This window comes from Caldicellulosiruptor diazotrophicus (assembly GCF_017347585.1).
GTDB lineage: Bacteria > Bacillota > Thermoanaerobacteria > Caldicellulosiruptorales > Caldicellulosiruptoraceae > Caldicellulosiruptor > Caldicellulosiruptor diazotrophicus.
Genome location: NZ_AP024480.1, coordinates 1,495,938 through 1,509,691, shown reverse-complemented (window position 1 = coordinate 1,509,691; position 13,754 = coordinate 1,495,938). Strand labels below are relative to the sequence as shown.

Genomic DNA, 13,754 nt, shown 5'->3' with positions numbered 1-13,754 from the left:
CAAATATGCAGTTTGAAAGGTCAGATAGGGTCTCTGAGGAAATAAAAAAGGAACTTAGCGATATAATTCAACATGATCTCAAGGATCCTCGCCTTTGTGCAGAGCTTATAAGCATTGTAAAGGTGAACATGAGCAAGGATTTGAGACATGCAAAGGTTTATGTTAGCATATTTGACAAGGAAAAGGAAAAGGTTGAAAGTACAATGAAAGCGTTAGAAAATGCAAAACCTTATATTCGAAGGGAAATATCAAGGAGAATAAGCTTGAGATTTACTCCAGAGATAACATTTGAGTTGGATGACTCGATTGAGTATGGAGCACGAATTTCCCAGATATTGAATCAGCTGAATATTTCAAAAGATGATGAAAATATAGATGAAAGTGAAGGTGAAGAAGAAAATTGATAGAGAGCAGGATTGTTCAGCATCTTTTAGGGTCAAGTACAATTGCTATTGTCTCACACGAAAATCCTGATGGGGATTGCATAGGTTCAATGCTTGCACTTTATCTTGCACTCAAAAGAAAAGGTAAAGACGCAAGGATGTTTCTAAAGAATAATGTTCCAAAGAATTTAATGTTTTTACCTGCAGCGGAAAAAATAGAGGTGGTAGACAGAATTGATGAAAAATTTGATGTTCTTGTTCTGCTTGATACAGGCGAACTTGAGAGGACAGGGATTGAAAACATTGAAAATTGTTATTCAAAGCTAATAAACATAGACCATCATGTTACAAGCGAAGGAATAGGCGATTTGTTTTATATAAATTCTTCCTCTGCTGCAACAGGTGAGATTATATACCAGATTGTCAAACTGATGGGTATTGACAATGACAAGGAAATTGCAACCTGTCTTTACACAAGCATTTTTACCGACACAGGAGGATTTAAATATTCAAACACTACTTCAATAACCCATCAGATTGCAGGTGATTTAATAAATACGGGAATAGACTTTGTATATATCATAAACAAGGTTTTTGATGAGATGAGCCTTTCAAAGTTCAATCTTTTGAAAGATGTTTTGCAGACGTTAGAGCTTTTTGAGGGAAACAAGATTGCCTTTTTGACAGTGACAAGAGAGATGCTAAAGAAAAATGGTGCATCACGAGATGAGACAGAAAACATTATAAATTTTGCAAGAAACATCGAAGATGTTGAAGTAGCTGCAATATTTATTGAAGAAGAAGACAAAATAAAGGTGAGTTTGAGGTCCAAATACTATATTGACTGTGCCCAGGTTGCCAAGGAATTTGGCGGAGGTGGGCATGTCAGGGCAGCTGGGTTTTCAAGTAGAAATGTTTCTTTAGATGCTGTAAAGGAAAACCTACTAAAAAGATTAAAAAGTGATCTGAGATGAATGGAGTTTTGCTTGTTGACAAACCAGTAGGAATTACCTCACATGATGTTGTTGAATTTGTCAGAAAAGTGTTCAACGTGAAAGCTGGGCATGCAGGAACGCTCGACCCGTTTGCAACAGGGCTTTTGGTCATTTTGCTGGGGGAGGCTACAAAGCTTTCTTCTTTCTTCACAAGTCAGGAAAAAACATATATTGCAACAATGCAATTTGGTATAAAAACTGATACGCTTGATATAACTGGTAAAATCGAAGAAAAAAATAATTTGATTGTTGAAGAAAAAGAAATAGAAGAATGTTTTAAAAATTTAAAAGGAGAAATTGAGCTTGATGTTCCAATTTTTTCTGCAAAGAAGCTGAGGGGTAAAAAACTCTATGAATATGCGCGAAAAGGAATAAATATTGAAATTCCGAAGGTGAAGAGTATTATATATAGTATAGAGATAATTAACTTTTCCTATCCGTATCTTGAATTTAAAGTTCATTGTAGTCATGGAACATATATAAGAAGTTTAGCTGAAAAAATTGCACAAAATCTTTCTACTGTAGGTCTGCTTTCTGAGCTAAAAAGGATAAGAAGCGGTTTTTTTGATTTGAAAGATGCAGTTACTTTGAGCGATATCAGGTCAGAAAGTATAATTCCTGTATGTAAGTTGTTTAAAAATGAGATAAAAGTAGGCAGAAAAACATATAAGAAGATTTTAAATGGGAATCCACTTGTAAACCAGGATATAGAAGATATTATAGATATTGACACTGTATTTGCAGACTTTTATAAAATTTGGGTTGATAAGGTTGTCTTTATATACAAAAGAGAAAAGGATGTATTCAAATATATTTTAAAGGTGGAAACTGCAGATGAATGTTTATGAGATTGTAGAAAAAAGACACGATAGCCCAGCTGTTGCCCTTGGATTTTTTGACGGCTTTCATATAGGTCATAAAAGGCTATTTGAGGTTTTAGATGCAAATTCCAGGGGTAGAAAGAAAGTTGTTTTTACTTTTAAAAATCATCCTGACAACCTTCTTGGTTTTGATACAAAGTATATACTTACAAACGAGGAAAGATTAGAATTTTTCAGAAATTATGGCATAGATGATGTGTATTTTATAGAATTTAATAAAAAGATAATGCAGATGGATAAAGATAGGTTTATTGAGGAAATTCTAATTGATAAGTTAAATGTATCAGTGGTAGTTGTAGGGTATGACTTTACGTTCGGATACATGGCAGAGGGAGATAGCAAGTATCTGTGTGAAAAACTTCACCAGTTTGGTCGAAAGTGTATAGTGATTGATCCGGTGATGTACCAAGAGCACATTGTGAGTAGCACGCTTATCCGAAGGTTAATACTTGAGGGGAATATAAAACTTGCGAACTGTATGCTTGGTTTTAACTTTTTCATTAGTGGTACTGTAAAAAAAGGCAATAGATTGGGGAAAAAGCTAGGTTTTCCAACTATTAACATAAAATTTGATAAAGAAAAGATAGTACCAAAGAAAGGTGTATATGTAACAAATACTATTATTGATGATAGGAGGTATCTTTCCATAACCAATGTTGGGACAAACCCTACTGTTTCAGCCTCAGGAAATATAAAGATAGAGACACACATATTAGGTGTTGATAAGGATATGTATGGCAGGCGAGTTAAAATAGAATTTATTGATTTTGTGCGTGAAGAGAAAAAATTTTCAAATATAGATGAACTTAAAAACCAAATAACGCAGGATGTTGAATATGTAAGAGCTTTATTTTGCAAAGCAAGTATATAGACATAATCAAAGATTTTTGCTACAATATGCTATGTGCTAACCTGAGTCATTGTCAGAGGATGCTCCCAGCCTTTGACAAAGATTCAGGCATTTTTAGAAGAAAGGGAGGTGTGAAAAGATGCTCACAAAGCAGCAGAAGGAAGAAATCATCAAAAAGTATCAACTTCATGAATCTGATACAGGTTCGCCAGAGGTACAGATTGCGCTTTTAACAGAAAGAATTAACAGGCTCAACGAACACCTTCAGGTTCATAAGAAAGATTTCCATTCAAGAAGAGGCCTTTTAAAGATGGTAGGTCAGAGAAGGAAACTTCTCAATTACCTTAAAAATTATGACATCAACAGATATCGTGAGCTTATAGAGAAATTAGGCCTGAGAAAATAAATGGCAGAAAAGTGGAGCGGTACTATTCCGCTCCATTATTTTAGAAAGAGGTGGTAGAGATTGGAGAGTAAAATTTATAAAATGGAACTTGCGGGAAGAGAGCTCAGCTTTGAGATAGGAAAATACGCTCTTTTGGCAAACGGGGCTGTGCTTGCAAGATATGGTGACACGGCTGTGCTTGTCACTGCATGTGCTTCTGAAAAGCCAAGAGAAGGTATAAACTTTTTCCCTCTTACAGTTGACTATGAAGAGAGGCTATACTCTGTTGGTAAAATTCCAGGTGGATTTATTAAAAGAGAAGGCAAACCATCCGAAAAAGCAATTCTTTCTGCAAGATTAATTGACAGACCTATAAGACCGCTTTTTCCAAAAGATTTTTATCATGATGTTTCTATTATAGCCACAGTACTGTCAGTCGACCCTGACAATCCACCGGATGTTCTTGCAATGCTTGGTTCATCTGTTGCACTGTCAATCTCTGATATACCATTTGAAGGGCCAACTGGTTCTGTGCTTGTTGGATATGTGGATGGGAAGATTGTCATAAACCCTACTGCTAAGGAAAGAGAAGTGAGCAAGCTTCATCTTGTTGTGTCGGGGACAAAAGACAGGGTGATGATGATAGAAGCTGGTGCGAAAGAAGTTCCCGAGGACATTATGATTGAGGCTATACTGAGAGCACAGGAAGAGATCAAAAAAATTGTTGAGTTTATTGAAGGAATAGTAAAAGAAATTGGTAAACCGAAAATGGAATATCAAAAGAGGATTGTGCCAGAAGAGATAAAACAAAAGGTACGTGAAATTGCATATGACAAAGTTTATCAATATGTGCAGATACCCGACAAGATTGAAAGAGATAAGAAGCTTGATGAGCTCAAAGAAGAAGTGTTTAAAGCTTTCGAAGGTGAGACAGAAGAAACTCTTTTACTTGTAGACGATGCACTATATAACCTTGAAAAAGAGATTGTCAGAAAGATGATTGCAGAGGAAGGGAAACGCCCTGATGGCAGAAAATTTGACGAGATAAGGCCGCTTTATGCTGAGGTTGGTATTTTGCCAAGAACTCACGGTTCTGCTCTGTTCAAAAGAGGTTACACTCAGGTTTTGACAGTGGCAACTCTTGGCACAAAAGGTGAGATGCAATTTTTAGACGGCCTTGAAGAAGAAGAGGCAAAAAGGTATATGCATCATTATAACTTCCCACCATTCTCTACAGGTGAATCAAAACCTGTAAGAGGTCCTGGAAGAAGAGAGATAGGACATGGTGCCTTGGCTGAAAGGGCACTTGAACCTGTTATTCCTTCAGAGGATGAATTCCCTTACACCATTCGACTTGTATCAGAGGTTTTGACATCTAACGGTTCAACGTCACAGGCAAGTGTATGCGGCAGTACTCTTGCACTAATGGATGCTGGTGTGCCAATTAAAGCGCCTGTTGCAGGAATTTCTATCGGTCTTATTACAAAAGACGACGACAGTTTTATTCTTCTTACTGACATTCAAGGTATAGAAGACTTCTTTGGAGATATGGACTTTAAGGTGGCAGGAACCCGAGAAGGTATTACTGCCATTCAGCTTGACATAAAAATCCATGGACTTACAAGAGAAATTATCGAAAAGGCACTCTATCAGGCAAGAGAAGCACGACTTAAAATTTTAGATTTTATGCAAACTGTAATTGACAAGCCAAGAAGTGAGCTCTCACCTTATGCTCCAAAGATATTCAAAACCACAGTTGACCCTGAAAAGATTCGAGACATAATTGGACCAGGTGGAAAGATGATAAATAAAATTATCGCAGAGACAAACGTAAAGATTGATATAGAACCGGATGGGAGGATTTTTGTTGCAGCACCTGATGACATATCAGGTAACAGAGCAATAAGCATGATTGAGGGAATTGGTCGTGAGATTGAAGTTGGGCAGTTTTTCCTTGGCAAGGTGACAAGAACTGCATCGTATGGGGCGTTTGTTGAAATATATCCTGGCAAAGAAGGACTTGTGCATATATCTCAGTTAGATGAAAAAAGATTAAAATCTGTAGACGAAGTTGTAAAAGTTGGAGATTTGGTGCTTGTAAAGGTAATAGGAATTGACAAGCTTGGCAGACTTTCACTTTCACGAAAAGAAGCACTAAATGTAACATATTCAAGGAAAGCAAAATAAAAGAAAGCATAAACCATGTACAAGTGGCTTATGCTTTCTTTTGTTTTTACTCTCAAATGAAATTATGATTTTCTTTGAAAGGTCTTGAACACCCAGTTAAAAGACGTTACAATCATTATCGCAACTGCAATTGAACCTGCAATCAAAAGGGTTTGCATACCTGTTTTGATAGCAAGTTCAAACTGGCTTTTGAGAAGTGCGGTCATTGTATTGTACATGCCAGCTCCTGGCACAAGTGGTATCAATCCCGGGATAAGAAAAATTGGCACAGGATTTTTGAGAAATCTTGCAAATATTTCTGACAGCACATTTATGGAGAGTGCTGCGAAGAAAACGGATAAAATTTGAGAAAATCCAAATCGCAGCAGCAATAAATTGACAAGCCAGCCGCACATTCCATTTATTCCACAGTACAGTAGACTTTTGCGTGGTGAGTTTGTAAGAATAGCAAAAGAAAAACTTACAATAAACGCTGAAATTAGCTGAAACACCAAGCTTTTTTCCAACATTTTTTCCTCCTTTTGAGATTTATCTAAAAAGACTGAGCGTAATACCGGCTCCTGTTGCAATGAACACAGCTATTAAAAAGGCTTCAACTCCTCTTGCAACCCCGGATAAAAGATCACCTGCAATAGTATCCCTTATTGCGTTAGTAATTGCAACCCCTGGGGTCATTATCATTACAGAACCAATGATTATTTTATCTAAATGAATACCTATATTGAGATTTACTGTAATGAGTGCTATTAAAGCAGTTATAGATCCTCCAATGATGTAAGAGATAAAATAAGAAAAGTTTTTGAAATTCATAAAATTCAAAATGGTTTGGGTTACAAAACCTACAAAAAAAGCTGAAATTGCATCTCTGATTTTCCCTCCAAACAAAATTGTGGAAAAACAACAAACAAGTGCTGCTGCAAATGGTAACAAATAAAAAGAATATCCTTTTTTATTTTTAATCTTATTCAAGATTTCAATTGCTTGTTCATAGGTGTATTCATGGGTTTGAAAATCGCGGGAAAACTGATTTACAAGTGAAATTTTATTAAGGTCAATTGTTCTGCTTTTAATTCTTTTTGAGACAGTAACCAGATTATTATTTTCATCTGCAACTGTTGCAACAATTACAGTTGGTATTACAAAACTTTCGGCAAGCCTTAATTTTCCTTTTGAACATATTCTAACCATTGTATCTTCCACTCTGTGTGTTTCAGCACCGTTTGTAAGCATTATCTCACCTGCTAAGAGCGCAATCTCTATAAGTTGTTTCGAGCTCATCATTTTTTTAAGAATAGCCTCCATCTTCTTGATTTTTCACAGTAAGATTATATAGTATTTATGCCAATGTGTGAACATTAAACTTTGTGCACAAATATGTTCAAATGGTTGACTTTTAAAATTGGGCTAAAATATAATATACACAAAGAAAAAATTGATGTATAATCATAAAGTATGAACGTTCGAATATCTTTGCAACAAAACCTTCGGAAAGGGAGATGAAAATGTATTTTTACGATTTAGTGAAAGGCACTGACCCAGAAATAGCTGAGGCAATAAAGAGCGAGCTTAAAAGACAGCAGAATAAGATTGAGCTTATTGCATCTGAGAACTTTGTTTCAAGCGCAGTAATGGCAGCAATGGGTTCACCTTTGACAAATAAATATGCAGAAGGATATCCAGGAAGAAGATATTATGGTGGATGCGAATATATCGATGTTGTTGAATCTATAGCAATTGAGAGAGCTAAAAAACTGTTTGGAGCTGAACATGCTAATGTTCAGCCACACTCAGGTGCACAGGCAAATATGGCTGTGTATTTTGCGGTATTAAATCCGGGTGATACCATCCTTGGAATGAATCTTTCGCATGGTGGACATCTTACTCATGGCAGCCCTGTGAACTTTTCAGGAAAACTTTACAATATTGTTTCATATGGAGTTGACCCTGAGACAGAAACAATTAACTATGATGAAGTTTTAAAACTTGCAAAGGAGCACAGACCAAAACTTATCTTGGCAGGCGCATCGGCGTATCCGAGAGTAATCGATTTTAAAAAGTTCAGAGAGATAGCTGATGAAGTGGGAGCTTATTTGATGGTAGATATGGCTCACATTGCTGGGCTTGTTGCTGCAGGGCTTCATCCATCACCTGTTGAATATGCTGATTTTGTTACAACCACAACACACAAAACGCTCAGAGGTCCACGCGGTGGCCTTATTCTTTGCAAAGAGAAGTATGCAAAATTAATTGATAAGACAATTTTCCCTGGCATTCAAGGTGGACCGCTTGAACATGTAATAGCTGCAAAAGCTGTTGCGCTCAAAGAAGCTATGACAGAAGAGTTCAAAAACTACCAGGTTCAAATATTGAAAAATGCAAAGGCTCTGAGCACAAGACTTATTGAAAGAGGATTCAGACTTGTGAGTGGTGGAACTGATAATCATTTAATGTTAGTAGATTTGAGAAATAAAGGTATTACAGGAAAAGATGCCGAAAAAATATTGGATGAGCACAACATAACATGTAACAAAAACGCAATTCCTTTTGATACTCAAAGTCCAATGATAACAAGTGGGATAAGACTTGGGACGCCGGCTGTTACAACCCGAGGGTTTAAAGAAGAGGATATGATTGAGGTTGCAGATATCATCCATGATGCTTTGACAAATTCTGATAGTAAAGAGAATATTTTGAGCAAGGTAAAAGCTCTTTGCGAAAAACATCCTTTGTATAAAGAATTTGATGAATAGGCTTAAGGTGAATTAAAATGGACTTTTTCCAATATCTTGGTGAAAAGAGGTTAAAAAAAGAATCTCCTCTTGCTTACAAGCTCAGACCCAAACGCCTTGAGGAGATTGTGGGACAGGAACATATATTGAGTCCTGGTAAACCTCTTTATAACTTAATTAAAAACGATAGACTTACTTCAATAATTCTCTATGGACCGCCCGGGACTGGAAAAACTACAATTGCACATGTGATTGCTAATGCTACAGGCAAGATTTTCAAAACCATAAATGCTACAATAGCAGGTGTAAATGATATTAAGAAGATTATAGAAGAAGCCAAGATTGAGTTTTCTCAAACAAGGAGAAAGACTATTCTTTTTATTGACGAGATACACAGATTTAACAAACTTCAGCAGGATGCACTTTTGCCTTCTGTAGAAGAAGGAGTAATAATCTTGATTGGGGCAACAACCGAAAATCCCTTTTATGAGGTCAATAAAGCACTTGTGTCAAGGTCTTTGGTATTTGAACTTTTTCCACTTAAAGAGGAAGATATATTAAAGATTATTGAAAAAGCACTTTCGGATAAAGAAAATGGACTTGGTGAGTTGAATATCCAAATAGAAGATGATGCTAAAAAGCTAATAGCAAAACTATCAGGTGGAGATGCAAGGGTTGCTTTAAACATCTTAGAAGCTGTAGTGTATTCTTCTTCAGCCCAAGATGACGGCAAGATTTATATTTCCCAGGAATCTGTCATAAATCTTTCAAATAGAAAGATAGCACTATATGATGCAACAGGAGATATGCACTACGACACCATTTCTGCCTTTATAAAGAGTGTAAGAGGGTCTGACCCGGATGCAGCGCTGTTTTACTTGGCAAAGATGCTTGACAGCGGAGAGGATATAAAGTTTATTGCAAGAAGACTTATAATATTGGCAGCAGAAGATATTGGCTTGGCAGACCCGATGGCGCTCACAATCGCAGTTTCTGCAGCAATGGCATGTGAATTTGTAGGAATGCCTGAAGCAAGAATTATTTTGTCTGAGGCAACCATCTATCTTGCGTGTGCTCCAAAGAGCAACTCTGCATATTTGGCAATTGAAAAAGCCTTGGAAGATGCTAAAAATGTGAGTATAAAAAGTATTCCTATGCACCTTAGAATGGCAACACATGGAGAAGAAAAGCTCGGACACGGTATTGGGTACTTGTATCCTCATGATTATAAAAATCACTGGGTTTCTCAACAGTATCTACCTGATGAACTTATTGGTAAAAAATACTATTATCCAACTGAGATGGGAAAAGAAAAATTTATAGCTGAATATATTAAGAAGTTGAAAGAACAGCTTGATAGCTAAAGAATCGAAATTTGCACGCACAAAAAGAGCGTGGAGAGGAGAAAATAAAGAATGGATGTAAAAATGCTTGCACTGCAGCTTCACAGACAACATAGAGGAAAGATTGCCCTCAAAAGCAAAGTTAGTGTAGATAATCAGCACGACCTCAGTGTATACTATACACCCGGTGTTGCAGAACCTTGCAGGGAGATTGCAAAGAATAAGTCTCTTGTGTATGAGTATACATCTAAATCCAACTGGGTTGCAGTGGTAACAAATGGTACAGCTGTTTTGGGTTTGGGAGACATTGGTGTGCATGCCTCTTTGCCTGTTATGGAAGGCAAAGCAATTTTGTTTAAACAGTTTGGCGGAGTTGATGCATTCCCCATTTGCATAGCTTCAAAGGATGTTGATGAGATTGTAAAGACAGTAAAACTTATTGAAACATCCTTTGGAGGAATAAACTTAGAAGATATTAGTGCACCGGCATGCTTTGAAATTGAAGAGAAGCTGATAGAAAGTCTTGATATTCCTGTATTTCATGATGACCAGCATGGAACTGCTGTAGTAGCACTGGCAGCTTTGATAAATTCTCTTAAAATTGTAAATAAAAAAATATCAGATGTAAAAATAGTCATAAATGGTGCTGGTGCTGCTGGAATTGCAACTGCAAAACTTTTATTAAAGTATGGAGCAAAAAACATTGTTGTTTGTGATAAATGTGGTTCCATATTTGAAGGAAGAGAAGAGGATATGAATAAGTACAAAGAAGAAATAGCAAGAATTACCAACAGAGAAGGAATAAAAGGTTCGCTGCACAGAGCGATTGAAGGTGCGGATGTATTTATTGGTCTTTCTGTTGCAAATGTCCTGGATGAAGATGATATTAAAAAGATGTCAGATGATGCAATTGTGATGGCAATGGCAAATCCAATACCAGAGATTATGCCAGATATTGCAAAAAGGGCAGGAGCAAGAATTGTTTGTACAGGAAGGTCTGATTTTAATAACCAGGTCAATAACGTGCTGGCGTTTCCAGGTATTTTTAGGGGAGCGCTTGATGTTATGGCAACAAGGATAACAGATGAGATGAAGATAGCAGCTGCAGAGGCTATAGCTCAGATTGCAGAGCAAGAACTTTCAGAGGATTATGTAATTCCAAAGCCTTTTGACAAGAAAGTAGCCTTTGAGGTAGCTTTAGCAGTCGCAAAAAAGGCAATGGAACAAAAGGTTGCGAAACTGTATCTGAATGATGATGAGCTTACATCAAGGATTTTGTCTATGTTAGGCATGTAAAAGAGTCAATTACAGAGTTAGGTAAAATTTTGGTGCCTAACTCTGATTTTTTATTTTTTATTCATTCTGATTATTATAAATAGAAACATTGTCTTTAATCTACTATGTCACTATTGACAAAGTAATGTTGGACTTTTAAAATAAAAGGTGTCAGGTTAAACGTCATCTCTTGCAATTAACTTCCCCAGACAGAAGTTAATAGAATATAAGTGCAAGAAATGAGAAGTCAGTAGACAAGGAGGGAAAAGAGTGCCTGGGTCACTTGATGAGTTTTTAAAGGGAAAGTCTATTATTGAACTTAGAGAAATAGCAAAAAGTCTGGGTATTCAAAAATATTCTTTGCTAAAAAAAGGTGAATTGATGGAAGCTATTAAAAATTTTCTGGGAAGTTCAGAAGAAGATGCCACAGTTCTTGAGGGCATTGGTAAAAAAGAAAAAAGTAAAAGAGGAAGAAAGAAGAAATCAGAAACTGCAGAAGTTCAACAGACTTTTGAGTTAAAGAGTGAAGAACAGGATTCAAAGGTTGAAGAGACTGAGGAAAAGGAAGAGGGAAAACCAAGCGAAATGAAAAATAAAGAAGAGAATAACAAAAAAGAGCAGATTTTGTTAAAACACATACAAAAAGAAGAAAAAGCTGAAATCTCAACAGAGGTTAGTGTGAATAAGGAAAAAAAAGAAGAGAGTAAGGTAATAGAGTTAAAACCTAAAAAAGAAGAAAAAAGAGAGGATAAGATGCAGATAGAAATTCCACCAGAGTTAAAAGAACTTGAAGGTAAAGTGGAGATAGGCGGCATAGGAGAAGGAGTTTTGGAGATAATTTATGAGCCCGGGGGCGGTGGCGGTTACGGATTTTTGCGTGATGATTCGTTTGTTCCTGGTCCAAACGACATATATGTTTCGCCATCTCAAATCAGAAAGTTTAATCTCAAAACAGGAGATAAAATTAGAGGGCCCATTAGACTCCCAAAAGAAAATGAGAAGTTTGCTGGACTTTTATATGTTCAGAGCGTCAACGATATGAAACCAGAAGAAGTTGCAAAACGCACTCCTTTTGAAGACCTTACCCCTATTTTCCCAAACAAAAGAATAATTTTGGAAAATAAAAATGAACCTAAAGATTTAGCGGTAAGACTCATAGACCTTATTGCGCCAATTGGAAGAGGCCAGAGAGGATTAATTGTAGCACCACCAAAAGCAGGTAAAACAACACTATTAAAGAAGATAGCAAATAGTATTCTGACAAACTATGATGATTTGCATTTGATTGTACTGCTCATCGATGAAAGACCTGAAGAGGTCACTGATATGCAAGACTCAATAAAAGCAGAGATACATTACTCTACATTTGATGAAACTCCGGAACACCACATAAAAGTTGCTGAAATGGTTTTAGAGAGAGCTATGAGACTTGTTGAATGTAAAAAAGATGTTGTAATTTTGTTAGATAGCTTAACAAGGCTTGCACGTGCTTATAACTTGGTTGAACCACCTTCTGGCAGAACACTTTCTGGCGGTCTTGACCCGAACGCTCTTCACAAGCCTAAAAAGTTTTTTGGTGCTGCAAGAAATCTTAAAGAAGGTGGTAGTCTTACTATCCTTGCAACAGCATTGATTGAAACAGGGTCACGAATGGATGATGTCATATTTGAAGAGTTCAAGGGTACTGGTAACATGGAGTTGCACCTTGACAGAAAACTTTCTGAAAAACGAATATTCCCAGCTATTGATATAAACAAATCAGGGACGCGAAGAGAAGAACTTTTGCTGTCTGAAGAAGAAAAAGCAGCTGTTGATGCTATCAGAAGAGCACTTTCTAATTTTGGGACAGCTGAAACTACAGAGAGAATTATAAGTATGCTTTCCCAAACAAAGTCAAATGAAGAATTCATAAGAAAGATATTACAAAATTTAAGATAAAAATAGAAAGTAATTTTAAAAAAAATTGAGATTTGAACAAATCCAATTGATATTTTGAAGAAAGTAGCTGCTATTTTGAGCAAAATAGCAGCTACTTTTTTATTTCTGAGCGTTTTTTTGAATTTCACAAATATGAGGAATTTGGAATACACTGATTTTAAGGAGGTGATAAGGATGAAGATATGTATAGACCCAGGCCATGGTGGGAAAGACCCTGGAGCAATAGGAAAAAACAACACCAAAGAAAAAGATATAACACTTGCAATTGCTAAAAAATTAAAATTCATATTGGAAGATGGCACAAATGCCAAAGTGATTTTGACAAGAGAGTCTGATATTTTGCCTTGGGGTGAAAAAAGTGTAAAAGAAGACTTAAAAGCAAGGAGTGAAATAGCAAACAGGAATTTGGTGGACATCTTTGTCAGCATTCATTGCAACAGCAGTAAGAATGAATCTGCAAGGGGTGTAGAGACTTTTTATTACAAAACCAGCCAGAAAGGATTTTTGCTTGCCATTGAGGTGCAAAAAAGCATAGTTGAGTCAATAAAAACCATAAATCGCGGAGTTAAATTTGCAGACTTTTTTGTGCTGAGAGCTACCAAAATGCCTGCAATCTTAATTGAGTGCGGTTTTTTGAGCAATCCTGAAGAGGAAAAAATGCTAAATAATCAAAATTACCAGACTCAAATTGCTTTAGCAATTGCAAAGGGAATTGTGAATTATCAAAAAAATATTGATAAAGCATAAAAAATGCTGTATTCTTATAATTAAAAATAGAGCCAAGAATG

The 13,754-nt window shown here is 36.3% G+C and carries 13 protein-coding genes; 11 read left to right on the top strand and 2 right to left on the bottom strand.

Features of this window, described 5'->3' with window-relative positions; genetic code table 11:
• The first annotated feature begins 5 nt into the window (after window positions 1-5).
• The 6 genes from rbfA (at window position 6) to CaldiYA01_RS07260 (ending at window position 5,681) form a co-directional block, all read left to right on the top strand.
• On the top strand, window positions 6-404 hold the full coding sequence (gene rbfA / locus CaldiYA01_RS07285; RefSeq protein ID WP_207178307.1) for a 30S ribosome-binding factor RbfA: 399 nt from the start codon (window positions 6-8) through the stop codon (window positions 402-404).
• Complete coding sequence (locus tag CaldiYA01_RS07280) at window positions 401-1,357, top strand: DHH family phosphoesterase (protein WP_207178305.1); 957 nt, start codon at window positions 401-403, stop codon at window positions 1,355-1,357. Before rbfA ends, CaldiYA01_RS07280 begins: the two co-directional genes overlap by 4 nt.
• A complete protein-coding gene (truB, locus tag CaldiYA01_RS07275; RefSeq protein ID WP_207178303.1) occupies window positions 1,354-2,226 on the top strand; it encodes a tRNA pseudouridine(55) synthase TruB in 873 nt (290 codons plus the stop codon). The genes CaldiYA01_RS07280 and truB overlap by 4 nt, the downstream gene beginning before the upstream one ends.
• The gene (locus CaldiYA01_RS07270) at window positions 2,213-3,130 is read left to right on the top strand and encodes a bifunctional riboflavin kinase/FAD synthetase (RefSeq protein WP_207178301.1); all 918 of its coding nucleotides are present in this window, start codon (window positions 2,213-2,215) and stop codon (window positions 3,128-3,130) included. The genes truB and CaldiYA01_RS07270 overlap by 14 nt, the downstream gene beginning before the upstream one ends.
• 118 nt (window positions 3,131-3,248) lie before the next feature.
• A complete protein-coding gene (gene rpsO, locus CaldiYA01_RS07265; RefSeq protein WP_013430584.1) occupies window positions 3,249-3,515 on the top strand; it encodes a 30S ribosomal protein S15 in 267 nt (88 codons plus the stop codon).
• Between the two features lie 60 nt (window positions 3,516-3,575).
• Window positions 3,576-5,681, top strand: coding sequence for a polyribonucleotide nucleotidyltransferase (locus tag CaldiYA01_RS07260; RefSeq protein ID WP_207178299.1), 2,106 nt, complete (start codon window positions 3,576-3,578; stop codon window positions 5,679-5,681).
• Between the two features lie 62 nt (window positions 5,682-5,743).
• On the opposite strand, the gene CaldiYA01_RS07255 is transcribed toward CaldiYA01_RS07260, so the two are convergent.
• Window positions 5,744-6,190 (bottom strand): threonine/serine exporter family protein, encoded by a 447-nt coding sequence (locus CaldiYA01_RS07255; RefSeq protein ID WP_207178297.1) that lies wholly within the window; start codon window positions 6,188-6,190, stop codon window positions 5,744-5,746.
• Between the two features lie 19 nt (window positions 6,191-6,209).
• Window positions 6,210-6,962: a threonine/serine exporter family protein gene (locus tag CaldiYA01_RS07250; RefSeq protein ID WP_207178295.1), complete on the bottom strand. Its 753-nt coding sequence runs from the start codon at window positions 6,960-6,962 to the stop codon at window positions 6,210-6,212.
• Between the two features lie 221 nt (window positions 6,963-7,183).
• Here CaldiYA01_RS07250 and CaldiYA01_RS07245 point away from each other — a divergent pair, with 221 nt between their 5' ends.
• The 5 genes from CaldiYA01_RS07245 to CaldiYA01_RS07225 all read left to right on the top strand — a co-directional run bounded on the left by CaldiYA01_RS07245 (window position 7,184) and on the right by CaldiYA01_RS07225 (window position 13,713).
• Window positions 7,184-8,431, top strand: coding sequence for a serine hydroxymethyltransferase (locus tag CaldiYA01_RS07245; RefSeq protein WP_207178293.1), 1,248 nt, complete (start codon window positions 7,184-7,186; stop codon window positions 8,429-8,431).
• Between the two features lie 17 nt (window positions 8,432-8,448).
• Window positions 8,449-9,774: a replication-associated recombination protein A gene (locus CaldiYA01_RS07240; RefSeq protein ID WP_207178291.1), complete on the top strand. Its 1,326-nt coding sequence runs from the start codon at window positions 8,449-8,451 to the stop codon at window positions 9,772-9,774.
• Window positions 9,775-9,825: 51 nt separating this feature from the next.
• Window positions 9,826-11,049 carry an NAD(P)-dependent malic enzyme gene (locus tag CaldiYA01_RS07235; RefSeq protein WP_207178289.1) on the top strand — a complete coding sequence of 408 codons (1,224 nt, stop codon included), beginning with the start codon at window positions 9,826-9,828 and terminating at the stop codon, window positions 11,047-11,049.
• Window positions 11,050-11,298: 249 nt separating this feature from the next.
• On the top strand, window positions 11,299-12,966 hold the full coding sequence (gene rho, locus CaldiYA01_RS07230) for a transcription termination factor Rho (protein ID WP_207178287.1): 1,668 nt from the start codon (window positions 11,299-11,301) through the stop codon (window positions 12,964-12,966).
• A gap of 174 nt (window positions 12,967-13,140) precedes the next feature.
• Window positions 13,141-13,713 carry an N-acetylmuramoyl-L-alanine amidase family protein gene (locus CaldiYA01_RS07225; RefSeq protein ID WP_207178285.1) on the top strand — a complete coding sequence of 191 codons (573 nt, stop codon included), beginning with the start codon at window positions 13,141-13,143 and terminating at the stop codon, window positions 13,711-13,713.
• Window positions 13,714-13,754 lie beyond the last annotated feature (41 nt).